21 protein-coding genes are annotated in these 23,940 nt (G+C 61.9%); 14 read left to right on the top strand and 7 right to left on the bottom strand.

Annotation, left to right across the window (positions count from 1 at the left end):
• Window positions 1-73: 73 nt before the first annotated feature.
• Entirely contained in the window at window positions 74-1,552 is a 1,479-nt protein-coding gene (locus tag PG900_RS09015) for a carboxypeptidase M32 (RefSeq protein WP_270831310.1), read from the top strand.
• A gap of 69 nt (window positions 1,553-1,621) precedes the next feature.
• Here the strand turns inward: PG900_RS09015 and PG900_RS09020 are convergent, their stop codons facing one another.
• A complete protein-coding gene (locus tag PG900_RS09020; RefSeq protein WP_024944412.1) occupies window positions 1,622-2,023 on the bottom strand; it encodes a VOC family protein in 402 nt (133 codons plus the stop codon).
• A gap of 209 nt (window positions 2,024-2,232) precedes the next feature.
• On the opposite strand from PG900_RS09020, the gene PG900_RS09025 reads away from it, so the two are divergent.
• Complete coding sequence (locus PG900_RS09025) at window positions 2,233-3,792, top strand: AlkA N-terminal domain-containing protein (protein ID WP_270802750.1); 1,560 nt, start codon at window positions 2,233-2,235, stop codon at window positions 3,790-3,792.
• Window positions 3,789-4,265 carry a methylated-DNA--[protein]-cysteine S-methyltransferase gene (locus PG900_RS09030; protein WP_270802748.1) on the top strand — a complete coding sequence of 159 codons (477 nt, stop codon included), beginning with the start codon at window positions 3,789-3,791 and terminating at the stop codon, window positions 4,263-4,265. The genes PG900_RS09025 and PG900_RS09030 overlap by 4 nt, the downstream gene beginning before the upstream one ends.
• 15 nt (window positions 4,266-4,280) lie before the next feature.
• Here the strand turns inward: PG900_RS09030 and PG900_RS09035 are convergent, their stop codons facing one another.
• The 5 genes from PG900_RS09035 to PG900_RS09055 form a co-directional block, all read right to left on the bottom strand.
• Window positions 4,281-4,943 (bottom strand): class I SAM-dependent methyltransferase, encoded by a 663-nt coding sequence (locus PG900_RS09035; protein WP_270802746.1) that lies wholly within the window; start codon window positions 4,941-4,943, stop codon window positions 4,281-4,283.
• A gap of 73 nt (window positions 4,944-5,016) precedes the next feature.
• Window positions 5,017-5,430: an ASCH domain-containing protein gene (locus PG900_RS09040; RefSeq protein ID WP_270831311.1), complete on the bottom strand. Its 414-nt coding sequence runs from the start codon at window positions 5,428-5,430 to the stop codon at window positions 5,017-5,019.
• A gap of 224 nt (window positions 5,431-5,654) precedes the next feature.
• Window positions 5,655-7,514, bottom strand: coding sequence for a peptidase U32 family protein (locus PG900_RS09045; protein WP_270802742.1), 1,860 nt, complete (start codon window positions 7,512-7,514; stop codon window positions 5,655-5,657).
• A gap of 102 nt (window positions 7,515-7,616) precedes the next feature.
• Window positions 7,617-8,225 (bottom strand): LysE family translocator, encoded by a 609-nt coding sequence (locus PG900_RS09050; protein ID WP_270802740.1) that lies wholly within the window; start codon window positions 8,223-8,225, stop codon window positions 7,617-7,619.
• Between the two features lie 128 nt (window positions 8,226-8,353).
• The gene (locus PG900_RS09055) at window positions 8,354-9,295 is read right to left on the bottom strand and encodes a LysR family transcriptional regulator (protein WP_017782062.1); all 942 of its coding nucleotides are present in this window, start codon (window positions 9,293-9,295) and stop codon (window positions 8,354-8,356) included.
• Between the two features lie 202 nt (window positions 9,296-9,497).
• On the opposite strand from PG900_RS09055, the gene PG900_RS09060 reads away from it, so the two are divergent.
• The 11 genes from PG900_RS09060 (at window position 9,498) to PG900_RS09110 (ending at window position 22,242) form a co-directional block, all read left to right on the top strand.
• Window positions 9,498-10,586 carry a ketoacyl-ACP synthase III gene (locus tag PG900_RS09060; RefSeq protein ID WP_118881777.1) on the top strand — a complete coding sequence of 363 codons (1,089 nt, stop codon included), beginning with the start codon at window positions 9,498-9,500 and terminating at the stop codon, window positions 10,584-10,586.
• Between the two features lie 303 nt (window positions 10,587-10,889).
• Window positions 10,890-12,104, top strand: a complete 1,215-nt coding sequence (locus PG900_RS09065; protein WP_045790488.1) for a methyl-accepting chemotaxis protein — start codon at window positions 10,890-10,892, stop codon at window positions 12,102-12,104.
• 9 nt (window positions 12,105-12,113) lie between these two features.
• Window positions 12,114-12,482: a response regulator gene (locus PG900_RS09070; protein WP_011704967.1), complete on the top strand. Its 369-nt coding sequence runs from the start codon at window positions 12,114-12,116 to the stop codon at window positions 12,480-12,482.
• A gap of 13 nt (window positions 12,483-12,495) precedes the next feature.
• The gene (locus tag PG900_RS09075) at window positions 12,496-12,822 is read left to right on the top strand and encodes an STAS domain-containing protein (RefSeq protein WP_201903773.1); all 327 of its coding nucleotides are present in this window, start codon (window positions 12,496-12,498) and stop codon (window positions 12,820-12,822) included.
• Window positions 12,823-12,848: 26 nt separating this feature from the next.
• A complete protein-coding gene (locus PG900_RS09080) occupies window positions 12,849-15,062 on the top strand; it encodes a chemotaxis protein CheA (RefSeq protein WP_270831312.1) in 2,214 nt (737 codons plus the stop codon).
• A 15-nt stretch (window positions 15,063-15,077) separates the two neighbouring features.
• Entirely contained in the window at window positions 15,078-17,000 is a 1,923-nt protein-coding gene (locus PG900_RS09085) for a methyl-accepting chemotaxis protein (RefSeq protein WP_135320455.1), read from the top strand.
• Window positions 17,001-17,012: 12 nt separating this feature from the next.
• Window positions 17,013-17,585, top strand: coding sequence for a chemotaxis protein CheW (locus PG900_RS09090; protein ID WP_016349735.1), 573 nt, complete (start codon window positions 17,013-17,015; stop codon window positions 17,583-17,585).
• Between the two features lie 75 nt (window positions 17,586-17,660).
• Window positions 17,661-19,829, top strand: a complete 2,169-nt coding sequence (locus PG900_RS09095; RefSeq protein ID WP_270831313.1) for a methyl-accepting chemotaxis protein — start codon at window positions 17,661-17,663, stop codon at window positions 19,827-19,829.
• A 56-nt stretch (window positions 19,830-19,885) separates the two neighbouring features.
• A complete protein-coding gene (locus tag PG900_RS09100; protein ID WP_029301656.1) occupies window positions 19,886-20,689 on the top strand; it encodes a CheR family methyltransferase in 804 nt (267 codons plus the stop codon).
• A 10-nt stretch (window positions 20,690-20,699) separates the two neighbouring features.
• Complete coding sequence (gene cheD / locus PG900_RS09105; protein WP_011704960.1) at window positions 20,700-21,170, top strand: chemoreceptor glutamine deamidase CheD; 471 nt, start codon at window positions 20,700-20,702, stop codon at window positions 21,168-21,170.
• Between the two features lie 10 nt (window positions 21,171-21,180).
• Complete coding sequence (locus tag PG900_RS09110) at window positions 21,181-22,242, top strand: protein-glutamate methylesterase/protein-glutamine glutaminase (protein ID WP_039215468.1); 1,062 nt, start codon at window positions 21,181-21,183, stop codon at window positions 22,240-22,242.
• A 53-nt stretch (window positions 22,243-22,295) separates the two neighbouring features.
• Here the strand turns inward: PG900_RS09110 and PG900_RS09115 are convergent, their stop codons facing one another.
• Window positions 22,296-23,528: a cysteine desulfurase-like protein gene (locus PG900_RS09115; protein ID WP_270802727.1), complete on the bottom strand. Its 1,233-nt coding sequence runs from the start codon at window positions 23,526-23,528 to the stop codon at window positions 22,296-22,298.
• Between the last annotated feature and the right edge of the window lie 412 nt (window positions 23,529-23,940).

The raw sequence follows: 23,940 nt of genomic DNA on the forward strand, positions 1-23,940 counted from the left end.
GGTAGCATCGAACGGCCCCGAGCATGCCAGGTACGGGGTGTACGCCATCAGGGACGATAACAAGGACAATCCCATGTCATATCAGAAACTTGAACAACATCAGCAACAGCTGCACCGGCTCTCCCACCTCTCGGCCATCTGTGGCTGGGATCAGGCCGCCATGATGCCGGAGGGGGGCAACGAAGCCCGCGCCGAGGCCATGGCCGAACTGGGGCTGCTGATCCACCACAAGCGCACCGCCCCCGAACTGGGCGACTGGATCGCCAAGGCCGAGAGCGAGCCGCTGGACGAACTCCAGCGCGCCAACCTGCGCGAGATCAAGCGCCACTGGCAGGATGCGAGCCTGCTGCCCGGGGATCTCGTGGAGGCGCTGTCGCTTGCCGGCAGCAAGTGCGAGCACGCCTGGCGCCGCCAGCGCAAGGAGAACGACTGGGCAGGCTTTGCCCCCAACCTCACCGAGGTGGTGAAGCTCGCGCGCGAGGTGGCTCGCCTGCGTGCCGACGCGCTGGGGGTCCGCCCCTACGACGCCATGCTGGCGCTCTATGAGCCGGGCATGACCAGCGCCCGGCTCGACGAGATCTTCGGCGATCTGACCGGCTGGCTGCCAAACCTGATCCAGACCGTGAGCGAGCAGCAAAAGCGCGAGTCGGTGCAGATCCCGCAAGGCCCCTTCCCCATCGCCGCCCAGCAGGCGCTCGGCCAGCAGGTGATGGGGCTGCTCGGCTTTGATTTTGCCCACGGCCGGCTCGATGTGAGCAGCCACCCGTTCTGCGGCGGGGTGCCGACCGACGTGCGCATCACCACCCGCTACAACGAGCAGGAGTTCGTCTCCAGCCTGATGGGCATAGTCCACGAAACCGGTCACGCCCGTTACGAGCAGGGCCTGCCGCGCCAGTTGCTGGGCCAGCCGGTGGCCGAGGCGCGCTCCATGGGCATTCACGAGAGCCAGAGCCTGTTCTGCGAGATGCAGCTCGGCCATGATCCCGCCTTCCTCACGCTGCTGGCGCCGCACATTCGCGCCCACTTCGGCGAGCAGGCGGCGTTGGCGCCGGCGAACCTGGTCAAGCTCTACAATCGGGTCGAGCCCGGCTTTATCCGGGTCGATGCGGACGAGGTGACCTACCCGGCCCACGTCATCCTGCGCTACGAGCTGGAGCGCGACCTTATCGAGGGGCGCATCGAGGTGGCAGACATCCCCGCGCTGTGGGACGCCAAGATGCAGCAGTGGCTGGGGCTCTCCACCCAGGGCAACTACCAGAATGGCTGCATGCAGGACATTCACTGGACCGACGGCTCGTTCGGCTACTTCCCGAGCTACACGCTCGGCGCCATGTACGCGGCGCAGCTGCGCTTCGCGCTAGAGCGGGAGCTCGGCAACATGGGCGAGCTGATCGTGGCGGGCCGCCTGCCGGAGATCTTCACCTGGCTGGGCCGCCACATCTGGTCCCAGGGCAGCCGCTACGGCACCGACGAACTGGTCAGCCGTGCCACCGGCGAGGCGCTGAATCCGTACTGGCTGCGCCGCCATCTGGAGCAGCGCTATCTGAAGTAGGGCCAGCGCGCCCGCCAGCAGATAACAAACGGGGCCTCGCGGCCCCGTTTTTCATGGCAACGCGGCGCGTCAGCGCCCGTCCGGCACACCGACAAACTCGCGCAACTGCAGGATGTTGCCCTCGGGGTCGAACGCATTGCGCACCACGAAACCGGGGCCGGACCATTGCTGCGGCAGCAAGCCGCCACCGAGATCGGCCGCTTTCGCCTCCGCCCAGGCGAGGCTCGGCACGGTAAAGAACAGCTTGATGGCCCCCTGCTCGCGCAGCTGCGGCGGCGTGGTGATGACCACCTGCTCGGCATAGGGAGCGGGGATTGCGTGCAGCAACAGCTGGATGTCAGCGTTTTCCTGCACGATCAGCTCGTCGCTCTGGCTGCGGATCTCCATCTGCAGCAGGGTGCGATAAAAGTGGCTCAGCAGGCCGGGATCCCTGGCATAGATCAGGGCGCCGGCACGTGCGGGTCCTGGCATGGCTCTCTCCTCCTTGGATGTTGTCACCCCAGATTCGCATACTTGCCCCGCCAAACCGATCTGTTTTTCATGCCGCGCGATCGCGGGCGCGGTGTCGGTTTTATTTCAATTGCTGTCCGTTTCTGGCTAGTCATCGCCTTCGTTCCTGCTTAGTCTCTCACTCATCCGGGCCGCCGCGCCCACCCCGTTTTCGGCGCAAGGAGCCACCGATGCCAATAGATCACGCCATGACGATGCCGCCGGCCACAGAGTATGAGCCAGACCTGCCGCTCAGCGCCGAGCAGTGCCATGCCGCCCGCCTGGCCCGCGATGCGCGCTTCGACGGCCGCTTCTTTACCGGCGTGCTCTCCACCGGCATCTACTGCCGGCCTGTTTGTCCGGCGCGGCCACCGCACGAGCACAACGTGCGCTACTTCCAAAGCGCCGCCGCAGCCGAGCAGCACGGCCTGCGCCCCTGCCTGCGCTGCCGGCCTGAGCTCGCGCCCGCCGCCCCCGGCGATCTGCCGCCGACGCTGGCACGCCTGCTGGCCCGGATCGATCGCGGCGAGCTGGCGGAAGGCTCGCTCACCACGCTGGCGGAACAGGCCGGCATCAGTGAGCGCACGCTGCGCCGCCAGTTCGAGCAGCACCTCGGCGCCTCGCCGAAACAGGTGGAGCAGACGCGCCGGCTGCTGCTCGCCAAGCGGCTGTTGACCGAAACCCGGCTGCCCATCACCGACATCGCGTTTGCGGCCGGCTTTGCCAGCATTCGCCGCTTCAACGATGCCTGGCAGCAAGCATACGGGCTGGCGCCGCGGGCGCTGCGCCGTCAGAGCGAGCCAGCCGGCGCCGCCCTGACGCAAGCTGAACCGCAGACCGAGGAGGGGGCGATGCTCACGCTGCAACTACCCTACCGTCCCCCGTACGACGTAGCGGCCATGCTGGCGTTCTACCGGCTGCGCGCCATTCCGGGGCTGGAGCGGGTGGATGACGAGGGGTATGAACGCTGGCACCGGGTCGGCGATCAGGTCGCGCGGGTGCGCATCAGCCAGGGCAAGGGGCACAGCCTGCAGCTCAGCGTCCATGATCTGCCGCCCGCCGCGCTGCCGGATCTGCTGTATCGGGTGCGCCGGATGTGGGATCTCGATGCCGACATGCTGCGCATCGGTGCGCGGCTCGGGCAGGATCCGCTGCTGGCGCGCCTGCAGGCGCGCTGGCCGGGGGTTAGGCTGCCCGCCGGCTGGGATGAGTACGAGGTGATGCTGCGCGCCATCGTCGGCCAGCAGGTGTCGGTCAAGGGGGCCATCACCATACTCGGGCGGCTGGTGGCACGCACCGAGGCGCAATTCGGGGTAGCGCAATTGCCCACCCCTGCCCAGCTGTGCGAGCTCAACCTGGACGGTATCGGCATGCCCGGCAGCCGGATCAGAACGCTGCAGGGGCTGGCACAGGCGCTGGCCAGCGGCGAGTTGAGCCTGATCAGCGCCAGCGATGAACAGCTGCTGGCACTGCCCGGCATCGGCCCCTGGACGGTCGCCTACTGGCGGCTGCGCTGCGGACTGGACCCGGATGCCTTCCCCGCCTCGGATCTGGTGCTACTGAAGGCGCTGGGGGGCGGCACCAAGTTGCCGGTAAAAGCGGTATTGGCCCACAGCGAAAGGTGGCGGCCCTGGCGCGGCTACGCGGCGAGCTGGCTGTGGCATACCATGAGCGAGGAGCCGGCACTGCTGACCGAGTCGGTACCAGGCCGCGCAGCAAGCGACAATCCATCAGAGGAGATAACCCCATGATCCGCTACGATATCTTGCCCAGCCGCTGCGGCGATCTGCTGGTGGCCATCGACGAGCGCGGTCTGCTGCACGTGGACTTCGTGGCGGGGCTGCGCGCGCTGCCCGACATGAGTGGCTGGCGACAGGACAAGGTGGCGCTGGCCCCTTTTCTAGCGCAATTTGAGGCCTATTTTGCAGGCTGCCTGCAACACTTCACCCTGCCGCTCGCACCAAGAGGCACGGCGTTTCAGCAAGCGGTCTGGCAGGCGCTGTGCGACATCCCCTACGGCGAGACCCGCAGCTACAGCGACATCGCCCGTGCCATCGGCAAGCCCAATGCGGTGCGGGCGGTGGGCGCCGCCAACGGCCGCAACCCGCTCTCGATCATCATCCCCTGCCACCGGGTGATCGGCCAGAACGGCAGCCTGACCGGCTATGCGGGGGGTCTGCCCATCAAGCAGGCGCTGCTCACGCTGGAAGGGATCTCCTGTTGACGACACGGCGCCCACTCACAGGCGCTCAGCCAGCCAGCCGTGGAACCCGAGCGCCTGAAAATAGCGCCGACCAACGCCAAAGCCCGCCGCCTGCAGCAGGTGCCGGGTCTGTTTCTCATCGAGAGGAAAGAAGTCCTGGGCCAGGCGCAGCACCATCTGTTCGCTGGCGCTCCGAGGCAGACCGGCACGGTGTGCGTGCAGCCCCATCACGGTGCGCTCGTCATCGTCTTGCGCAGCCATCAGGTCGGCCAGCAACAGAGGGGCACCGCGCCTGAGCTGGCGGGCAATGTCGGCGAGCAGTGCCGCCTTTTGTTCCTGCGGCAGAAAGTGCAGCACCAGCAGACAGAGTGCACCGTCACACGCCATGCTGTCGGCCGGCAACGGCCCCTCCCACCATGTGATCCGCGCCGCCATCCCCGCCTGCTCGGCTTGCCTTCTGGCCTGCGCCAGCATGTCGGCCGATATGTCCTGGGCAACGAACTGCCAGCGGGGACACAGGCTACCCAGCAACAGCAGTTCGCTGCCCGTGCCGACCCCCACCAGCAGAACGCGCGCCTCCGGCCCAAGCCGTCCCATCAATTGGGACGCGCTGAGCTGGTGCAGCAGCTCATAACCGGGCACCAATCGGGTAATGCGCTGGTCATAATCCAGCGCCCCCTCCCCATTGAATCGCGTCATCCTCTCCTCCCCGTAAAACTCCTTGATAGAGCCTGCCGCCGGGAGAAGGTAAAGCATCAGATCACATCGAAGCTTACTCAGGGGATGAATTGGCCATGCACTCTGGAGAAGCCTGATAAGCATCCAATCGTATGCCTGCAGACTCCACATCCACGTCGTAGATCTTCCTTTTGGCGGGCACAACCAGATCGTTTTTTATCAGGCGGACATTTGACAAACTCCATGCCCAGTAACCCGGTTCCCAGCCACTTGAGCAAGCAGCAGTGACCTCATCAGATCGCCATTCATGGACCTCCTCAATATCGACGATCGCAACGACTCTACCGTCGGGGTCGCATGGCATATCACGAGATAAAAACACTGTATTTTCAACAATCAGAAGATTGCGAACAGGGAGAGTGGGGGGACACCAGGAGCGAACCTCCAATGTCTTTTTACCTGATGCGATATTGGTTCCGTGCGGAGTCACGATCGAAAGTGCAAGCATCAACACATCCTTGTATTTTTACGCCTTGATGATCATCGATTCGAGGATGGCAATCTCTCTACAGCCTCTTGATGCCATTAAGCTGTATTTCTCCCGATTAACACATTGAAATCAAGAAAGAACATCAGCAACCGCTCACGAAAACATGCGTAAAACACCCCATTTCTGTTATTTCGTATCCCCCTCTCTTCAGCGCAAGCAAGGGTGGGAGGAGTCCATAGCTTTCAACGCTTCAAACTCCCCATCACATGCATTTCACAGCGGTGGCAGTCAAAACGCAGGCGGAAGGTGTCCTTGCCCATCTTGAGCTCCAGCGGCTCGGCCTTGAGGCCAGGCACCTCGTTCGGGCAGAGGTTCTGGCTGTAGCGGATACAGTGTTTGGTGATCATCAGCACTACTTCCCGCTCCTCCTTGTTCGCCTCATAAGCGGGCGCGATGCGCTCCACCCCGTGCTCGCGGAAGAACTGTTCGGCCGCGCTGTTCAGCACGTTGCCAAGGTAGGAGAGACGGTGCTGGGGATAGTGGATATCCCGCAGCGCGATGCGTCGCTCGGGGCGCTGGTAGCTGGCCAGACGGGCAGCCTCCAGCGCGGTGATACCCTCCCGGCGCAAGCCGTTGAGCATGGATGCGGCAATGAATAGCGGGTGAGTAAACGCCAACTCAACCTTGCGCGCCACAAACAGGGTATTGCCGAGTTTGCCAAGCTGGTCGCGCGCCTGTTGCAGCGCCCGCTCCGGGTTGTCGGCCGGCTGTTTGTCGCAGGGGAGCGCGACGGCGGCACTGATGCCCTGCTCGTCGGTAAGCGTGAGGCGCAAGCCCTCATCGCACTCTGCCAGCACCATATCGACCCGGATGCGGCGATCTGCGCTGGCCTTTTCCAGCACCTTGCTGAATGCCTGATCGTGGTTGCGGTAGATTTCGGTGCCTACCTTCAAGCCCGGCATGCGCTCTGACAAGAGTAACTGCTTACCTTCAACTTTGTTGAGGCGCATCCCCACCAGCTCGTTGTTCGGCTTGAAGAAGCCAAGGCCATCGCCGTTGTTGAGGCTCACGGGCTTGCCATCTATCTCGATGCCATCCTTGGTGACTCTGGTGACCCGGCCCAGCGGCTCGCCCACGTATTTCGGGCTCTTGGTGGAGTCGATTCCGGGCTGGCGGCCATGGAGGAAATAGTCGGTGCTGCCGCGGTTGAAGCTCTTTTTGGGATCAGGCGTGAAGCTGTAGCTGCAACAGCCAGCCGAAGAGGCCACCAGATCGCTGCGGCTATCCAGAATGGCATCGAGCTTCTGCCGATACCAGGCGGTGACGTTCTTGACGTAATCGAGCCCCTTGAGACGCCCTTCAATCTTGAAGGAGCGGATCCCCACCTCGATCAGCGCCTCCAGGTTGTCGGTCTGATCCATGTCCTTGAGGGAGAGCAGGTGGCTGTCGGCCACCAGCACCTCGCCATCCGGCTTTTGCAGCGAGCAGGGCAGGCGACAGAGCTGAGCACATTCGCCACGGTTGGCGCTGCGGCCGGTGCGGGCATGGCTGATGTTGCACTGACCGCTGTAGGAGACGCAGAGCGCGCCGTGGATAAAGAACTCCAGCTGCACATTGGTCGCGGCGCTTATCTCGCGGATCTGCGCAAGGGACAGCTCCCGCGCCAGCACTACCTGGGAGAAGCCCACATCCTGCAGGAATTTCACCTTCTCCGGGGTGCGGTTGTCGGTCTGGGTACTGGCATGGAGCGCAATGGGGGGCAAATCGAGCGCCAACAGCCCCATGTCCTGCACGATCAGCGCATCGGCACCGGCTTCGTAGATCTGGTGAGTCAGCCGCCGGGCCTGCTCCAGTTCGTGATCGTGCAGCAGGGTGTTGAAGGCGACAAAGACCTGGGCACCGAAGCGATGAGCATGGCGCGCCAGCGCTTCGATATCCTCGATGGAGTTGCCCGCCGCGCTGCGGGCGCCAAAGGCGGGGCCGCCCATGTAGACGGCATCGGCGCCGTGGTTGATGGCTTCGATGCCGTAGGCGAGGTTCTTGGCCGGAGCCAGCAGCTCCAACCGGTTGTTGTGGCTTAACGGGTGCTTGTTCTGGTGCATGGTTTCGGGATCAGGGCGGACAGCAAATGGGCGCCACTCTAGGGCATTGCCACCCTCCCCGCCTTGATCCCGCTTAAGATCACCGCAAAATACAGGATTGGATCAGAGCACCACCTTCAGGGCCAGCCCCAGCAGCACCAGACCGCTTACCTTGTCGATGACAAAGGACTTGGCCTTGAGCCAGGCAAGCACGGGGCCGCGAGAGAGTACCAGCGCCACCAGCACGTACCAGACAGCATCGATCCCGCCGGCGGTCAGCATCATGATGCCACCTTCGCGCCAGCCGGTATCGGCATGCACAAACTGGCTGAACAGAGCGATGAAGAAAACCGCGAGCTGGGGGTTGAGAAAGGCCACCATAAAGCCCTCAAAGGCGCCTTGCCGACCGAGCAGCTGGTGCACCTCTTCGCTCACCTCCCCCTTGGCGGGTTTGGCCAGCAGCGCCTTGACCCCGAGCCAGGCGAGAAACGCGGCGCCGCCGTAGCGGATAACATCAAACAGCAGCGGGGTCTGGGTGATCAGGATGGCCAGACCCAAAGCCGTGATCAGCGCATAGATGCCAACCCCGAAGCCGTGGCCAAGCGCGGTGGCCACGCCGTGCCCCTGCCCTCCCTGCACCGTGTTGCGGATGATCAGTGCCAGGCTCGGCCCCGGGCTGATGGCGCCCATCACGCAGATTGCGGCCAGTGCCAGCCAACTCGTCAGTTCCATGGTGTTCCTTGTCTCAAGCGGAATATGAATGTCTGCGCTCAGGGTAAAGGGCCTCTGGTTATGCCAGAAGTGAAAGTTGGGAATAGAACCCATAGCCAACGGCTATAGACCAACACAAGCGTCTGTTGCTAGCGGGGCGGGTTCAACACCTTGCGGCTCGCCGCCACCGTGCGTTGCAGGTGCTCGCGCAGGAAGGGATAGGCCAGTTCGCGAAACCACTTGTGGGCCGGATCCTGGTGATGGCGCTGGTGCCACAGCAGATGATACTGCTGGGTACGGCTGACAAACGGCAGATCGCAAAAATGCAGGGCGTGCTCGCAGGAGAGCTGCCAGGCGATATGGGCCGGGGTGGTCAGCAGGCAGTCGGTGCGCAGCAACACCTCCACCGCCGCCTGAAAGAAGGGCACCCGGGCAAACCAGCGCCGGGACAACCCCTGCGGTGCCAGTACCTGTTCCACCGGGCTGTCCTTGTCGCCACCGCCGCTCACCTGCAGGTGAGGCCAGGCGAGGTAGTCATCGAGACTGAGCGAACGCCCTGCCAACGGGTGGTGGCTCCCCATCAACACCACCAGCCGATCTTCCCCCTGATGCAGGCCGCGGATCTGATCCGGCACCAGTTCGGTGATGGTGGAGACCATGTCCAGCTCGGATTGCCACAGCTGCGGCAGCAGGCGCTTGTCCCACAGGCTGTACTCCAGCGCCGCCAGCGGCGCCTCCCTGGCCAGCGCCGCGCAGATGTCCGGCAGGATGTGCTGGGCCACGTAATCGGAGGAGGCGAGCCGGAACACCCGCTCGCAGCGGCTCGGGTCAAAACCGGGGGCCTCGTAGAGCCGCTCCAGCGCACCGAGGGAGTCCGCCAACTGGGCAGCCAGCGCCTCGGCCCGTGGTGTCAGCAGCCAGCGCTGCCCCTCCCGCACCAGCAACTCGTCGCCAAACTCGCTGCGCAGCTGGCCGAGCTGCTTGCTGATGGAGGGCTGGCTCAGGTGCAGCAGCTCCGCCGCCCGGCTGATGTTGCGGGTCTCCAGCAACACCTTGAGGGTGGGCAGCAGGTTGAGATTGGCTTTGTGCAAGGGGTGATTCCATCCAGTGGCGAAAGCCCTATCTTAGGGCAGGCAAGCCCTGTGGTTTAAGCGAAATTTCCCGGCGGCTCCCGCCACCTGGCGTGCCCCTGCTGCCAGATAACCATGACCACAAGATGACAGTGGTTGCCCCGTGCGGCATAATTGCGCGATTTTCCGCCCGCGGGCGATCCACTTGAGAAGCGGTAACAAGATGAAATACGCCAATATCACAGGCTGGGGCAAATGCCTGCCTCCCTCCGTGCTGACCAACGACGACCTCAGCACCATCATGGATACGTCGGATGAGTGGATCTACCCGCGCACCGGCATCAAGGCTCGCCGCATCTCCCACGTCAGCACCTCCGATCTGGCCACCCTGGCCGGGCGTCGTGCACTGGCCTGCGCCGGGCTGGAAGCCAGTGACCTCGACGGCATCATCCTGGCCACCGCCACGCCGGACAACCTGCTGCCGAGCGCCGCCTCCGCGGTGCAGAAGAAACTGGGCGCCGTCAATGCCGCCGTGTTCGACCTCAACGCCGCCTGCACCGGTTTCGTCTACTCCCTCTCGGTCGCCACCTCGCTGGTACAGACCGGCATGATGAAAAAGGTGCTGGTGATCGGCGCCGAGCGCCTCACCTATCTGCTGGACTGGGCCCGTCGCGACACCGCCGTGCTGTTTGGTGACGGTGCTGGCGCCGTGGTGATCGAGGCGAGCGAGCAGGAGAGCGGCCTGATCGCCAACAAGCTGGGCTGTGACAGCGAGGCGCGCGAGATCCTGCACGTGCCGAACTTCGGTACCGACCGGGTGCGCTTTGCCGACATTGACGGCCTCTTTACCTTCAACTTTGAAGGCCAGGAGATCTTCAAGCGGGCCGTACGCGGCATGGGCGAAGCCACCAACACGGTACTGGCACAGGCCGGCATCGCTCCGGAGCAGATCGATCTTATCGTGCCGCACCAGGCCAACATCCGCATCATCGAGACCCTCGCCAAGCGCATGAACGCGCCGATGGAGAAGGTGATGGTCAACATCGAGCACTACGGCAACACCTCCGCCGCCACCGTACCCATCGCCCTGTGCGAGGCACTGGAACAGGGCCGCGTCCAGCCGAACAGCTATCTGCTGACCGCCGCCTTCGGTGCCGGCCTGACCTGGGGCGCCGCCATCATCAAGTGGGGCGATCGCGTGACTCCCATCAAGACGTGCGAGGCTGAACTGCCGCCGTGCGACAAGAGCGCGCTCGAGCTTATCGCCCATGCCGTGGAAGGGTGCCAGAAGGCCCACGCCGACGAAGCGTAAATCGACACATACAGCACCAAGAGCCTGCCAATGCAGGCTCTTTTTATTGCCTCGCCCAGCACTTCTCTCCTCCTCCCAGGTTCCGGCCCTCTCACCGCTGTGACTCCCGACGATGGCCCTGTGACAGTCGCCATATTCCAGTTTTCTCAGTAGCGCCCTCCGAATAGGACCAATTTGTAACCAGCCCATTTTTTTGCGCTAACCTTACTGAGCTATTGATAACTAGCAAGTTGGCGCTTGGGTCCCTACCTGAGGGGACGGCGGTTCACCTTCTTCCATCCATATGCAGGGGCAAGTTCGCGTATGACAGACAACACAAGGGCACACTCCTCCCCTTTCTGGGAGCCTGTCAGCTGGGCCTGCGGCCTTGGCCTGGGCCTGTTCAGCACCCTGCTGCTGGTACTTGCGGGCAGCCCCTTGCCGTATCTGCTGGCCAACCTGGTGCTGGCCGTGGCTGCCGCCCTGTGGGGTGCCCGCCACTACCACGCCAAACCTGCCGGCCAGCCCGATGAACAAGAACAGACTCCGTCATGGTCCGCTGCCGGGCTCAACCACTCCATCATCGGGCTCGAGCAGGTGTGCGAAAAGGCCGTGCCCATCTGGTCGCAACAGATTGAAAACTCTCGCCAGCAAACCGAAGGGGCCATGATTGACCTCACTCAGCGCTTTGCCGGGCTGACCACCAAGCTGGAAGAGGCGGTCGCCGCCTCCCACAACGCCGCCGGTGACCTGGGCGGCGAGAAATCCGCCGGCATGGCCGCCGTGCTGGCCGAAAGTCAGGCCCAGCTCAATCAGGTCGTCGCCATCATGCACTCCACCCAGGCCAACCGTGACGCCATGCTGGCAGAGATAAAAACCCTCACCGCCTACACCATCGAACTCAATACCATGGCGCTCGACGTGGCCAAGATAGCCTCCCAGACCAACCTGCTGGCCCTCAATGCCGCCATCGAGGCGGCCAGAGCCGGTGAAGCGGGTCGTGGCTTCGCGGTGGTAGCGGACGAGGTGCGCACCCTGTCGCGCCTCTCCAGCGAGACCGCCCAGAAGATGACTGACAAGGTCGATACCATCAATACCGGCATCGGTCGGGCCTTCCAGATTGCCGAGAGTGCGGCGGGGCGGGATCAGGCCGCCGTCAGCGACGCCGAACACGCCATCGAACAGGTACTGGAGCGCTTTCGGATGGCCACCACCAGCCTGGCCGAATCGGCAGCCCTGCTGCAGAGCGAGAGTACCGGGATCCACCGTGAGATTTCCGATGTCATCGTTTCGTTACAGTTCCAGGATAGAGTCAGTCAAATCCTTGGCCATGTTCGTCAGAACATGGACAGCCTCAACGATCACCTGATCTCGTCGCGCACCAGAACGCATCAGTCCGGCCCCATCCAGATCGATGCGGAAAGCTGGCTGGCAGACATGGAACTCTCATATGCCACCGATGAGCAGCGCAATATCCATCACGGTCGCAAAACCCCGACGGCAACCCCATCCAGCAACGCTGATGTCACTTTTTTCTAGGAGAGAGATATGGCTAAAACAGTCCTGATCGTGGATGACTCGGCAACCATACGCCAGGTCGTCGGCATGACGCTCAAGGGAGCCGGTTACGAGGTGATGGAGGCTTGTGACGGCAAGGACGCCCTCAAGAAACTCGACGGCAAGAAGATCAACCTCATCATCAGCGACGTCAACATGCCGAACATGGACGGCATCAGCTTCGTCAAGGAGGCCAAGAAGCTGGCCAGCTACAAGTTCACCCCGGTGATCATGCTGACCACCGAGTCCCAGGACAGCAAGAAGCAGGAAGGGCAGGCTGCGGGAGCCAAGGCCTGGGTGGTCAAGCCGTTCCAGCCGGACCAGATGCTGGCTGCCGTCGCCAAGCTCATCATGCCCTGAGTCGGGAGCATTCATGCCGCTGCATATCGAAACGGGCGAAGAGAAGACAGTTGTGGCCATTGCGGGAGAGATGACCATCTATACCGCAACCGAGCTCAAACAGGCGCTCACTCCCCTGCTCTATCGCCAGCAAGAGCTGGAGCTGGATCTCTCCTTGGTCAGCGAAATGGACAGTGCCGGCCTGCAACTGCTGCTGGCCGCCAAGAAGACGGCGCTGCAGGGCGGCTATCCGCTGCATCTGGTCATGCACAGCCATGCGGTACTCGATGCCCTTGAGCTGTGCCAGCTGGCAACCTTCTTCGGCGATCCCACCCTCATCCCCCACCCCGATCACGCCTAGCCGGTTCCGCGGACAAGGAGTCATTCGTGAGCATCAATCTTGATCAGGCCCTGCAAACCTACATCGCCGAGGCGCGTGAGCTGCTCGAGGAGATGGAGTCCGCACTGCTGACGCTGGAAAACGAGCCGGACAATAGCGAGCTCATCGGCGCCATCTTCCGGGCGGCCCACACCATCAAGGGCTCCGCCGGCCTGTTTGGCCTGCAACCCATCGTCAGCTTCACCCACATCGTCGAAGATCTGCTCGATCAGGTGCGCAACCAGCAGCTGGCGATCAGTGAAGCACTCATCAAGGATCTGCTGGAGAGCCGGGATCACATCGAACGTCTGGTCAGCCTGGTGGCCGAACAAGGGGAAGTGCTCGGTGCGGATGAACAGGCTCAGGATGAACAACTGAGAAGCAACCTGGCACGCCATCAAACCACCAGCCAAGCTGGCCTGCCGGAACACAACCCACCAGCCGAGACCAGCCCGGTCAGTAAGGAGGAGGGTCATGTCAGCGCCACGTCTCTGTGGCACATCTCCCTGCGCTTTGGCCCGGATGTGCTGCGCAACGGCATGGATCCCACCTCTTTTCTGCGCTACCTCGGCACCTTGGGTACCCTCTGCGCCATCGAGACCATTCACCATGCTCTGCCCGACTGGGAACATTTCGATCCGGAGAGCTGCTACTTGGGCTACGAACTCGATCTGGATACCCAGGCCGACAAGAATGCCCTGAGCGATGTGTTCGAATTTGTCCGCGATGACTGCCGCATCACCATTATCCCGCCCCACAGCAAGCTGGCCGAGTACATCGACCTCATCAATGCCCTGCCGGAAGACAACGAGATGCTGGGGCAGTTGCTGGTCAAGACCGGCGCCCTGACGGCCAGCGAGCTGGTACTCGGACTGCAAGCCCAGCATGAACAGCCGCAGACCGACGCCGGCAAACTAGGAGAGATCCTGATTGCCCAGGGTGCCGTCAGCGAGGTGGTGGTGGATGCCGCGCTCAAGAAGCAGAGCCAGAACAAGGAGAGCAAAAACAAGGAGGGACGCTATGTCCGGGTCCATGCTGACAAGCTGGATGACCTGATCAATCTGGTGGGCGAACTGGTGGTCGCCAGCTCGGGAGCCAACCTGCTGGCCCAGCGTTCACGGGACAGCCAGCTGCAGGAGGCCAACTCCACCATTGACATGCTGGTCGAAGAGATCCGGGATGGTGCGCTGCGCCTGCGCATGGTGCCCATCGGCGATACCTTCAACCGCTTCCAGCGGGTAGTGCGGGATGTCAGCCATGAACTGGACAAAGACATCGCGCTGGTCATCACCGGCGGCGATACCGAACTGGACAAATCGGTGGTGGAGAAGATCGGCGATCCCTTGATGCACCTGGTACGCAACGCCATGGATCACGGCATCGAATCGGCTGACAGAAGAGTGGCCGCCGGCAAGCCGGCACGGGGCACCCTGACTCTCAACGCCTATCACGACTCAGGCAGCATCGTCATCGAAATCCAGGACGATGGCGCCGGCCTCAACAAGGCCAGGATCCTGCAAAAGGCGCAAGAACGCGGCCTGCTAACCACCAATGCCACCCTGACGGATCAGGAGATCTACCAGCTCATCTTCGAACCCGGCTTCTCCACGGCGGAGGCCATCACCAATCTCTCCGGCCGCGGGGTGGGCATGGATGTGGTCAAACGCAACATCCAGGCCCTGCGCGGCAGTGTCGAACTCGACAGCAAACCCGGCCTCGGCACCCGGGTCCAGATCCGGCTGCCGCTCACTCTGGCCATCATCGATGGTTTTCTGGTGCGCGTCAGCACGACCCACTACGTCATCCCTCTCGACATGGTGATCGAATGCGTGGAGCTGACCCAGAGCGCGCTGGCCGATACCCAGGGGCGCAACTACATCAATCTGCGCGGTGAAGTGCTGCCTTTTGTCCGGCTGCAGCACTATTTCGACGTAGAGGGCGCCAGAGGGCGCCGGGAAAACATCGTGGTCGTCAGCCACGGCGGCAAGAAATCCGGCCTGGTGGTCGACGAGCTGCTGGGTGAATTCCAGACCGTCATCAAGCCGCTCGGCAAGCTGTTCCAGCGCCTGCAGGGGATCAGCGGCTCCACCATTCTGGGAGGCGGTGAAGTTGCCCTCATTCTGGATATCCCCTCTCTCATTCAGCACGCCATCGAGCAGGAGCTGGGCCAGCTGAGCCAGTACGCCATTCCACGTCTGCAAACCCAACCTAGAGTCAATTAACGCCAGGAGCCTGTCATGTTCAAAAACTCCACCATCAAGCTGCGACTCACCATTTTACTCTGCCTGCTCTGCGCACTGCTGCTGGGAGTGGGTGCCTTGGGGCTCTACAACATGCAGAGCAGCAACAAGGGTCTGCAGCGGGTCTACAACGATCGGGTGGTGCCGCTCAAACAGCTCAAGACCATCTCAGACAATTATGCCGTCGCCATCATCGACAACGTCAACAAGGCCAATGCGGGCCTCATCAGTGCCGAAGAGGCGCGGCAGCAGATCCAGCATGCTCAGCAGCAGATCAAACTGGAGTGGCAGCATTACCAGGCCACCAAGCTGACCGAAGCCGAGCAGAAGCTGTCAGCCGAGGCCAACAGCCTGTTCAGCGCAGCGGATCGGGATATTACCCGACTGGAAGCGTTTCTCTCGACCCAGCGTGGTGTCGTCACCGGCATGCTCAACGAATTTGATGGCAAGCTGTACAGCTCCATCGATCCCATCGGCGGCAAGATAACCGAGCTGGTCAGCCTGCAGCTCGACGTCGCCAAATCCGAGTACGAGCAGGCGCAGGCTTGGTACGACGTCATGCTGCTCACCATGCTGGCGGTCGTTGCCGCAGGCATGGTGGCTGCCGCCTGGTTTGGCATCGTCCTTATCCGCAACATCATCTCCCCCATCAACCAGGCACTGCAGGTAGCCAACCACCTTGCCGAAGGCAACCTCGACGTGACCATCGACATCGGAGCCCACGACGAAGCTGGACAACTGCTGCTGGCCATGCAGAACATGGTCAACAAGCTGACCGCACTCATCAACGACATCGAGACCCTGGTGACTGCCGCCGTCGAGCAGGGAAACTTCAGTTACAAGATCGAACTGGATGGACGCCAGGGCTACATCAAGCGGTTGTCCGAGCTGCTTAACCGTCTATCCAACGTCACCGACACCAGCCTCAACGATGTGATGCGTATCGCCACCGCCCTGTCGCGGGGTGATCTGACCCAGAAGATAGAACAACCCTATCCGGGTATTTTTGGCCAGACCAAGGATGGCCTCAACAGCACCATAGAGGCGCTGACCGCCATCATCGAAGAAGTGCGCAACGCCGCCGACAACCTGACCAATGCCTCCAACCAGGTCAGCACCACGGCCCAGTCCCTGAGCCAGGCCACCAGCGAACAGGCCGCCAGCGTGGAAGAGACCAGCGCCTCCATCGAGCAGATGAGCGCCAGCATCAACCAGAACACCGACAACGCCAAGGTCACCGACAACATGGCCAGCAGTGCCGTGCTTGAAGCCACCGAAGGTGGCCGCTCGGTCCAGCAGACGGTGGCCGCAATGCAGCAGATCGCCCGCAAGGTCAGCATCATCGACGACATTGCCTACCAGACCAATCTGCTGGCACTCAACGCCGCCATCGAGGCGGCCCGGGCCGGTGAACACGGCAAGGGCTTCGCGGTGGTAGCCGCCGAGGTCCGCAAGCTGGCCGAACGCAGCCAGATAGCGGCGCAGGAGATAGGCGAGCTCTCATCGAGCAGCGTCGATACTGCCGAGAAGGCCGGCAGCCTGCTCGACAAGATAGTGCCCTCCATTCGCAAGACTTCCGATCTGGTGCAGGAGATCAATGCCGCCTCCGGTGAGCAGGCCAGCGCCGCCAACCAGATAAGCCTCGCCATGAGCCAGCTCAATCAGGTGACCCAGCAAAACGCCGCCAGCAGCGAGGAGCTGGCGGCCACGGCCGAAGAGATGAGCTCTCAGGCCAACGAGCTGCAGCAAACCATGGATTTTTTCTCGCTGGAGAACCTGAGCAAACCGGCAAGGACTCACGAGAGCGGACATAAAGGATTGCCCCCCAGAGGCAAATTTGTCATGCCGACCCAGCACCCACTGCACGGCAATACGGCAGCGCAACCTCAGGTTGACGAGGCCGATTTTGTCCGTTTTTAACCGGAGAGCCCCATGAGCATGTCTACCGAAGTGGCCGTCCAGCCTGGCACGCTGGCCCCTGATAACCAGGGCGATGCCCAGTACCTGACCTTTCTCATCAACGGCGAGATGTTTGCCATCAACATTCTCGGGGTCAAGGAGATCATCGAATACGGCAACATCACCCCCATCCCCATGATGCCGAGCTTCATCCGCGGCGTGATCAACCTCAGGGGAGCCGTGGTCTCGGTGGTGGATCTCAATGCCCGCTTTGGCAATGCCCCTTCCAGCATCACCCGCCGCAGCTGCATCGTCATTATCGAGGGAGTGCATCCGGACGACCCGGAACACGGCAATCAGGACATCGGCGTGGTGGTGGATTCCGTCTCCGAAGTGCTGACCATTCCCTGCAATGAGATAGAGCCGCCACCGAGCTTCGGGGCGCGCATCCGGGCCGACTTTATCAGCGGCATGGGCAAGGTAAATGGCAAATTCGTCATCCTCATCAATACCGAGAAGGTGCTCTCCATCGACGAAATGGCACAACTCAGCGAACTGACCCAGCAGCAGGAACGGTTGCTGGAACAGAAGCCACAGACACCGTGATTCAGGCGTAGCAAGCAACAAGAGTGTCGCTCACCACACCACACAGCAATGACATGTCGCACAAGGATAAGGCTCATGACTCAATCATTTTTTGGCAATCTGTTCGGCAACGGCAGCGCTCATGCCTTGCTGCAGGAACAACTGCTCCAGCTCATTGGCGCAACCCGATCGCTCCAGCAGGGGATCAGACAAGGCGACCAGTCAGCCCAGCTTGAGCTGGGTTCGCTCAGCGGCCCGCTGCGGGAACTCTGTCAGGAGTTCAATACCGTGCTGGCGCTGCTGGGGGAGCGCCTTAGCAACACCCTCGCCACCATCAGTGCCAACCAGACCCTGTATGACGAAAACCTGCGAGTGCGCAAGGCGCTGGATGGGGCCTCGACCAATGTGATGATCGCCGACACCAATCTCGACATCGTCTATATGAATGAAGCCGTGCTCGCCATGCTGGGCCAGGCCGAATCGGACATTCGCAAGGATCTGCCCAATTTTGATGTCAGACAGCTGATGGGCAAGAACATTGATACCTTCCACAAAGACCCTTCCCATCAGCGCAACATGCTGGCCAAACTGAACAGCACCTATCGCGCCCAGATAACCGTCGGGGGGCGTATCTTCTCGCTGATCGCCAATCCGGTCTTCAACGATGGCGGCGAACGGCTTGGCTCCGTTGTCGAGTGGGCAGACCGGACCAAGGAGATCGCCATCGAGAACGAGATGAAGGCTGCCAGCGCCGCGGCCAAGATCGCCGCAGCAGAGAGTTTGCGCGTCAAGAAGGCGCTCGATGGCGCCAGCACCAACGTGATGATCGCCGACACCGATCTCAACATCATCTACATGAATGAATCCGTCAAAGAGATGCTGAGCCTGGCTGAAGCGGATATTCGCAAAGAACTCTACAACTTCAATTCAGCCACCCTGATGGGGGCCAACATCGACAGCTTCCACAAAAATCCGGGCCATCAGCGCAGCATGCTGGCCAAGCTGAACAACACCTATCGCACCCAGATCCTGCTCGGCGGGCGCACCTTCTCGCTCATCGCCAACCCGGTGTTTGGCGACGATGGCGAACGGCTCGGCTCCGTGGTCGAGTGGTCGGATCGCACCAAGGAAGTCGCCATCGAGCGGGAGATGTCGGAGATCGTGCAGGCGGTGATCAACGGCGAACTGCACCGCCGCATGGATCTGACCGGCAAGAATGGCTTCTTCCAGACCCTGGGAGAGGGGATCAATCGCATCGCTGAGGTGATCGACACCAGCCTCAACGACGTGATCCGGGTGGTACAATCCCTGGCCAGAGGCGACTTGACCCAACAGGTCGAGGCCGACTACCCCGGTGTATTCGGCACCACCAAGGACTCCCTCAACCAGACCATCGTCTCGCTGACCAATATCGTCACCGAAGTACGAGGCGCATCTGACAATCTCTCCAGCGCGGCCGAGCAGGTCAGCGCCACCGCCCAGTCCATCAGCCAGTCCAGCAGCGAGCAGGCTTCCAGCATGGAAGAGACCAGCGCCTCCATCGAGCAGATGAGCGCCAGCATCAACCAGAACACCGACAATGCCCAGGTCACCGATGGCATGGCCAGCAAGGCCGCCAAGGAGGCCGTAGAAGGCGGTGAGGCCGTCAAGCTCACGGTCGATGCCATGAAGCAGATCGCCAAGCGGATCGGCATCATCGACGACATCGCCTACCAGACCAATCTGCTGGCCCTCAATGCCGCCATCGAGGCCGCCCGGGCCGGGGATCACGGCAAGGGCTTTGCCGTGGTGGCCGCCGAAGTGCGCAAACTGGCGGAGCGCAGCCAGGTCGCGGCCCAGGAGATCGGCGAGCTGGCCTCTAGCAGTGTCGACATGGCGGAGAAGGCGGGCCGTCTGCTCGATCAGATGGTGCCCTCCATCAACAAGACCTCGGATCTGGTGCAGGAGATCAGCGCCGCCTCCGCCGAACAGTCCACCGGCGTCAGCCAGATCAACATCGCCATGAATCAGCTGAGCCAGGTCACTCAACAAAATGCCTCCTGCAGTGAGGAGCTGGCCGCCACCGCCGAGGAGATGAGCAGCCAGGCAGAGCAACTGCAACTGGCGATGGAGTTCTTCACGCTGGAACAGCACAAGCACGGCGCCAACCAGAAGGCACCCGCCCGCGGTGGCCCACGGGGGCGTTTCATGCACGAGGGCAACGGCCAGGAAGGTGTAGGCACCACGCCCCGCCCTCACAATGACGCCGACTTTATCCGCTTCTAGCCTGATGCGGGTGGGCCAAGCTCACCCGCATCCCGCTCACCGCAGGGAGTTCGCGCGTGTATCAGACCCAGTTGCATGATGATGAATTTGCGCAGTTTCAACGCTGGATCCACCAAACGGCGGGTATCGACTTGTCACCGGCCAAGAAGGCCCTGGTCGCCAGTCGCCTGTCAAAGCGGCTCTGCCACTACGAGCTGGAGAGCTATGGCGACTATTTCAGCCTGATCATGAATAACCGGGGGGCAGAGCTGCAGGTCGCACTCGATCTGCTCACCACCAACGAGACCTATTTTTTCCGCGAACCCAAACACTTTGAATTTCTCGGCAACAAGGTATTGGCACAACTGCCAAAAGAACGGGCGGTGCGGATCTGGAGCGCGGCCAGCTCTTCCGGTGAAGAGCCCTACAGCCTGGCCATGACCCTGGCCGACAATCTGAACCATGGCAGTTGGGAGGTGATCGCCTCGGATATCTCGACCCGGGTGCTGGAGCAGGCCAGAGCGGGGCAATATCCCATCGAGCGGGCCCACAACATCCCACTGCCATTTTTGATGAAGTACTGCCTGAAAGGGGTCGGTTTTCAGGAAGGCACCTTCATCATCGATCGCAAGCTGCGCGAGAAGGTGCAGTTTCATCACATCAATCTGAATCAGGAGCTGCCCGACATCGGGCTGTTCGACGTCATCCTGATCCGCAACGTGATGATCTATTTCAACCGGGAGACCAAGGCCCAGGTACTGCAACGGTTGGTGCCGCGCCTGCGCAAAGGGGGCTATCTCATCGTCAGTCATGCCGAGAGCCTGAACGGTCTGCCCCATGGCCTGCAACTGGTATCGCCTTCCATCTATCTGAAACCATAAGGGTTTCAATATGAGAGAGGTCTCGCTGCAACCCGGAGAATTCTATTTTGGGCAGGATGACACCATCATCCGCACCCATCTTGGTTCCTGTGTGGCCATTACCATGTGGCACCCAGAACAGAAGCGAGGCGGCATGTGCCACTACATGCTGCCCAGCCGCGGTCACAGCACCATGAGTCTGGACGGCCGCTATGCCGATGAGGCAATTCAGCTATTTATCAATGAGATAAGCAAATATCCCGCTCCCATCCACGAATACGAGGTCAAGCTGTTTGGCGGCGGCAACATGTTTATCGAACAACAAACGCTCAACACCATGAATGTGGCCATCAGGAACATCAAGGCTGCCTGGCAACTGACCCAGCACCTGGGCCTCACCATCAAGGCCCACCATCTTGGCCATGCGGGACACAGAAGCCTGATTTTTGAGCTGGCCAACGGCAATGTCTGGGTGCGTCATCACCGCTTGCCACATCGCTAAGGGGACGGGAATGAAACAGATCAAGGTCATGCTGGTGGATGATTCCGCCGTGGTCAGGCAGGTATTGCAGGCCATTCTCGAGCAGGAGCCGGATATCAAGGTCATCGCCACCGCGTCTGATCCGCTGTTTGCGCTGGAGAAGCTGAAGAAGGAGTGGCCGGACGTGATCGTGCTGGACGTGGAGATGCCGCGCATGGACGGCATTACCTTCCTCACCAAGATCATGGCCGAGCATCCAACTCCCGTGGTCATCTGCTCCTCCCTGACCGAGAAGGGAGCAGAGACCACACTGCAAGCCATGGCCGCCGGCGCCGTGGACATCATCACCAAGCCCACCGTCGGCCTGAAAAGCTTTCTGCAGGAGTCGGCGCAAGAGCTGGCCATGGCGGTACGCGCCGCCGCCCAGGCCAATGTCAGACGACTGGCCAAAGTGCCCACCCCCAGCGTCGCCCCCAAGCTCAACGCCGACGCCATCATGCCCGCCGCCAGCCAGCATGCCATGGCCCAGACCACCGAGCGGATCGTGGCGATCGGTACCTCCACCGGCGGCACCCAGGCGCTGGAGGCCGTGTTGACCACCCTGCCCCGGGTCTGCCCCGGCATTGTCATCGTGCAGCACATGCCGGAGAAGTTCACAGCTTCGTTTGCCGAGCGGCTCAACAGCCTGTGTCAGATAGAAGTGCGGGAGGCCAAGAGCAATGACAGGGTGATCCCCGGGCTGGCGCTGATCGCCCCCGGCGGCAAGCACATGCTGCTCAAACGCAGCGGCGCCTACTATCACGTCGACGTGATGGACGGCCCCCTCATCAACCGCCACCGCCCTTCGGTGGACGTGCTGTTTCGCTCGGTGGCCAAGTTTGCCGGCGGCAATGCCACCGGCATCATCATGACCGGGATGGGGGATGACGGCGCCCGCGGCTTGCGGGAAATGCTGGAGGCGGGCGCCAATACCTTCGCTCAGGATGAGGCCTCCTGCGTGGTCTTCGGCATGCCCAAGGAGGCCATCAAGCTTGGCGCCGCCCGCCATGTCTTGCCGCTGCAGGATATCCATCACGCCATCGTGGGCCGCTAGCAGGCGGCAGAGATATGAAACGACACAGCCCGGCATGACCGGGCTGTTTTATCTCAATGCGGCATATCGTCGAGCAGGGCAAACAGGCGGTCAATCTCGGCCGAGGTATTGTAGTGCATGCAGCCTATGCGCAGCACCCCATCACTCACACCCAGTTGCTCAACCAGTGCCAAGGCATAGAAGTGGCCAGCCCAGCTGCATACCTGATGCTGCCCCAAAAACTCGGCTATCTCGGCCGGGGTATGACGGTTTGACGTCAGGGCGAAGGTCGGGGTGCGCCCCTGACTGCCGTGAATGCCGTGCAGGGTGAACCAGGGCCGCTCGGCCAGTTTGGCCAGCAGGTGCTCGCTGAGCTCGCGTTCATGGGCCTGGCTACGGGCAAACGCCAGATCGAGGCGTGCTTCCAGCTCATGCTCGGTGCCGTCCAACCCGGACAAGGAGGCCAGGTATGCGACGGTGGCCTCCACCCCGGCCAGCGCTTCCCAGCTCTGGGTACCTGTCTCCCACTTGTAGGGCGCCACGTTCTTGGCCGGTTCGACCTTGTAGGGAGTGAAATGCGCCAGGTGACGATGCTTGCCGTAGAGAATGCCGAGATGCGGGCCGAAGAACTTGTAGGCGGAACACCCCAGAAAATCGCAATCCCAGGCTTGCACATCGATACGCTCGTGGGGCGCAAAGTGAACCGCATCCACATAGAGCAAGGCCCCGACCCCGTGCACCGCATCGGCGATGCGAGGGATATCGACCAGGGTGCCGGTGGTATTGGAGGCCGCGGTCACCGCCACCAGCCGGGTCTTGGGCCCCAGCAGACTGAACAGATGCTCATAGTCCAACCCGCCGGTGACCACATCCACTCTTGCCTGATGCACCACCACGCCACGATCCGCCGCCGCTTGCTGCCAGCTGGAAACGTTGGAGTAGTGATCGAGCGCGCTGACGATGATCTCGTCACCGGCCTGCCACTCCCGCGCCAGCGCTCGGCTGAGCGCAAAGGTCAGGGTGGTGAAGTTGGCGCCGAACACTATCTCCTCTGCCCGCTCAGCCCCCAGCAACGCAGCCACCGCCTGCCTGGCCCGCAGCGCCTGCTGCTCGGTCACCCTGGCCGAGAAAAAGGGGCCCCCCAGATTGGCGTTGAAGTGACCGAGGTAATCGGTCATGGCGGTGAGTACGGCATGTGGCACCTGAGCGCCACCGGGGCCGTCGAAGAAGATGGGGGCTTTGCCCTCAACCAGCTGATTGAGAGCGGGAAACTGGCCGCGCAACACGGCGATATCGAGAGCCTGCATAGGGAGAGTCCACAATCCATGTTAACAGTTGAATAACATGGCGAGAGTAAAATGCGGCAGCAGCAATGTCCATCAAGGAAGCGGTCAGCCATCACACTTAGAAGAGAAGGTGATTTTTTCAGTACAAAACGCTACTCGGTACATCTTGTCTGGTGACGCTTCACACCCGCGATGAGCCCTGGATCCGGTCTGACAGCGACAGGGAAGTCGTTGATAAGCGTGAAAAATGAGCGACAAATATCAAAAAATGACCGAATAGCACTTTTTTATCGCCAGATAGGGCCACCAGGGGTTCACAAAGAGCGAAGATCTGATAGTATGCGCCTCGCACTTGGGGAGGGGTTCCCGAGCGGCCAAAGGGATCAGACTGTAAATCTGACGGCTCTGCCTTCGAAGGTTCGAATCCTTCTCC

Origin of the sequence: Aeromonas sp. QDB03 (genome assembly GCF_027707985.1) — a bacterium.
GTDB lineage: Bacteria > Pseudomonadota > Gammaproteobacteria > Enterobacterales > Aeromonadaceae > Aeromonas > Aeromonas hydrophila.

What these genes read in the sequence shown, in the direction of transcription:
- PG900_RS09030 (WP_270802748.1), top strand. Translation starts at nt 3,789, where the DNA reads ATGATCCGCTACGATATCTTGCCCAGCCGCTGCGGCGATCTGCTGGTG.
- cheD (WP_011704960.1), top strand. Translation starts at nt 20,700, where the DNA reads ATGAGAGAGGTCTCGCTGCAACCCGGAGAATTCTATTTTGGGCAGGAT.
- PG900_RS09035 (WP_270802746.1), bottom strand. Translation starts at nt 4,943, where the DNA reads ATGACGCGATTCAATGGGGAGGGGGCGCTGGATTATGACCAGCGCATT.
- PG900_RS09085 (WP_135320455.1), top strand. Translation starts at nt 15,078, where the DNA reads ATGTTCAAAAACTCCACCATCAAGCTGCGACTCACCATTTTACTCTGC.
- PG900_RS09060 (WP_118881777.1), top strand. Translation starts at nt 9,498, where the DNA reads ATGAAATACGCCAATATCACAGGCTGGGGCAAATGCCTGCCTCCCTCC.
- PG900_RS09040 (WP_270831311.1), bottom strand. Translation starts at nt 5,430, where the DNA reads ATGCTTGCACTTTCGATCGTGACTCCGCACGGAACCAATATCGCATCA.
- PG900_RS09095 (WP_270831313.1), top strand. Translation starts at nt 17,661, where the DNA reads ATGACTCAATCATTTTTTGGCAATCTGTTCGGCAACGGCAGCGCTCAT.
- PG900_RS09075 (WP_201903773.1), top strand. Translation starts at nt 12,496, where the DNA reads ATGCCGCTGCATATCGAAACGGGCGAAGAGAAGACAGTTGTGGCCATT.
- PG900_RS09110 (WP_039215468.1), top strand. Translation starts at nt 21,181, where the DNA reads ATGAAACAGATCAAGGTCATGCTGGTGGATGATTCCGCCGTGGTCAGG.
- PG900_RS09065 (WP_045790488.1), top strand. Translation starts at nt 10,890, where the DNA reads ATGACAGACAACACAAGGGCACACTCCTCCCCTTTCTGGGAGCCTGTC.
- PG900_RS09015 (WP_270831310.1), top strand. Translation starts at nt 74, where the DNA reads ATGTCATATCAGAAACTTGAACAACATCAGCAACAGCTGCACCGGCTC.
- PG900_RS09070 (WP_011704967.1), top strand. Translation starts at nt 12,114, where the DNA reads ATGGCTAAAACAGTCCTGATCGTGGATGACTCGGCAACCATACGCCAG.
- PG900_RS09115 (WP_270802727.1), bottom strand. Translation starts at nt 23,528, where the DNA reads ATGCAGGCTCTCGATATCGCCGTGTTGCGCGGCCAGTTTCCCGCTCTC.
- PG900_RS09090 (WP_016349735.1), top strand. Translation starts at nt 17,013, where the DNA reads ATGAGCATGTCTACCGAAGTGGCCGTCCAGCCTGGCACGCTGGCCCCT.
- PG900_RS09020 (WP_024944412.1), bottom strand. Translation starts at nt 2,023, where the DNA reads ATGCCAGGACCCGCACGTGCCGGCGCCCTGATCTATGCCAGGGATCCC.
- PG900_RS09045 (WP_270802742.1), bottom strand. Translation starts at nt 7,514, where the DNA reads ATGCACCAGAACAAGCACCCGTTAAGCCACAACAACCGGTTGGAGCTG.
- PG900_RS09050 (WP_270802740.1), bottom strand. Translation starts at nt 8,225, where the DNA reads ATGGAACTGACGAGTTGGCTGGCACTGGCCGCAATCTGCGTGATGGGC.
- PG900_RS09025 (WP_270802750.1), top strand. Translation starts at nt 2,233, where the DNA reads ATGCCAATAGATCACGCCATGACGATGCCGCCGGCCACAGAGTATGAG.